Source organism: Sandarakinorhabdus sp. (assembly GCF_031430775.1).
Taxonomy (GTDB): Bacteria; Pseudomonadota; Alphaproteobacteria; order Sphingomonadales; family Sphingomonadaceae; genus Sandarakinorhabdus.
Window position 1 is genome coordinate 1 of record NZ_JANPCD010000182.1, and the last position, 1,945, is coordinate 1,945.

The window sequence follows — 1,945 nt, forward strand, 5'->3', positions numbered from 1 at the left end:
CAAGGCGTTCTCGACCTCGACGCAATAGATGTTCTCGCCGCCCCGGATCAGCATGTCCTTGGCGCGGTCGATGATGAAGCAGAACCCTTCGTCATCGATGCGCGCCAGGTCGCCGGTGCGCACCCAGCCGTCGATGAACGTGGCGGCGCTGGCTTCGGGCTTGTTCCAATAGCCCTTCACCACGTTCGGGCCGAAACCGTATAGTTCGCCCACCGAACCCGGCGGCAACACACGGCCATCCGGGTCGCGAACCTCGAGGTCGCACACCGGCACGGCGGGGCCGCAACTGTCGGGCCGATGTTCGTAATCCTCGCCGACATGGCTGGTGAAGGTGGCGCTGGTTTCGGTCATGCCCCAGCCATTGCCGGGCTTGGCCTTGAACTGCCCGGCGATCTGGCGAACCAGCTCGGGCGCGGACGGTGCGCCGCCGTAGGACACGGTCTCAAGGCTGCTGAGGTCGAAACGGTGGCGTTCGGGATGTTCGAGGATCTGCCAGGCGATCGTCGGCACGCCGCCGGCCGAGCTGATCTTCTCGCGCTCGATCAGCGTCATCGCCTCCAGCACGTCCCATTTCTTCATCAGCACCAGCTTGACCCCGGCAAACAAGGCCGGGTTGAGCACGGCATGGCAACCAGTGGCATGGAAGAACGGCACCGACAGCAAAGTCGATTTCTGCGCCGCATCGGGGTCGGCGGTCGGCGGCGTCTCGCCCCGGCGCAGGAACGACCGGGCCTGCGAACAGGCGCTGGCCATGATGTTGGAACAGATATTTCGGTGCGTGCCGAGCGCGCCCTTGGGTTTGCCGGTGGTGCCGCTGGTATAGAAAATCGTCGCATCGTCTTCGGGGACAAGGGTGATTTCGGGGGTCGGCCGGTCGGGCAGGGCGGCCCAGTCCATCGGCTGGCCGATGACGCCTTCAAGCCGCTGCGCGCGCGGGTCGCCCAATTCTTCCTCGGACGCGCGTGTCACATAGATATGCGTCAGATCGGTGCAGGCCGGCAGATGTTCGGCAATGCGACCCAGCCGCTCGCTATCGATCAGCAACATTTTCGTGCCACTGTCGGTCAGGCCATATTCCAGCTCCATGCCCGTCCACCAGGCATTCAGCGGCGTGACGATGGCCCCGCACAGCGACGCGGCATAAAATGCCACCGGCCATTCCGGAATGTTGCGCATGACCACGGCCACCCGGTCGCCCTTTTCCAGGCCTTCGGCACGCAGCCGCTCTGCCAGTTGCAGCGTGGCGCGGGCAAATGCTTCGAACGTGACGCGCTCGTCATCGAGGACCATGAAGTCCTTGTCGCCGTGCGCGCGGCCGGCGGCGAAGCAATGGGCCAGCGACGGCGGTGCATTCTTCCAGACCCGCGTCGGGCGGCCGGCGATGACCACCGACTCCATCTCCAGCGGCTGTCCCGGCGCCGTTAGCAATGCGTGCGCCTGTGCAATCGACATGGCTGGCCAGTTGGTCATGCGTTTCCCTCCCCAGGGCGGTGTTTGACCAAGTGATGCCGCAAAGCTGTGGCGGCGGCTAGGTGTGTTGTGCAGCAGTCGGCGGCCCTGTGCATTCATGCGGCTATGCGCGGCAGGCATCGACCGCTAGTCTGCATTTCATCAAGAGATTTTTTCGGGAAAGAAAACGCCATGGCCTCCACTGCAACCGCCGCTTGGGATGCCCGTGATGCGGCAGCAATGCGTGATGTGCTCGACAAGCAGCGCGCCAGTTTCACAGCTGCGCTGCCGGTGGACAACACCATCCGCAAGGACCGGCTGGCGCGGGCGCTGGACGTTGTGCTGACCCACAAGGACCGGTTCGCCGCTGCCATGAGTGAGGATTTCGGCCACCGTTCGACCGAACTCAGCCTGGTTACCGACATTATGGCGTCGGTGAAGCCCCTGAAACACGCGATGAAAAACCTCGACGGCTGGATGAAGCCGGAAAAGCGCG

At 64.2% G+C, this 1,945-nt stretch carries 1 protein-coding gene and 1 pseudogene; one reads left to right on the forward strand and one right to left on the reverse strand.

Annotation, left to right across the window (positions count from 1 at the left end):
* Positions 1–1,470, reverse strand: a 1,470-nt coding sequence (locus RMQ73_RS11765) for a class I adenylate-forming enzyme family protein (protein ID WP_310498442.1), incomplete at its 3' end; no start/stop codon positions are given.
* A 171-nt stretch (positions 1,471–1,641) separates the two neighbouring features.
* On the opposite strand from RMQ73_RS11765, the pseudogene RMQ73_RS11770 reads away from it, so the two are divergent.
* Positions 1,642–1,945, forward strand: a pseudogene (locus RMQ73_RS11770) (coniferyl aldehyde dehydrogenase); the annotation flags it as partial.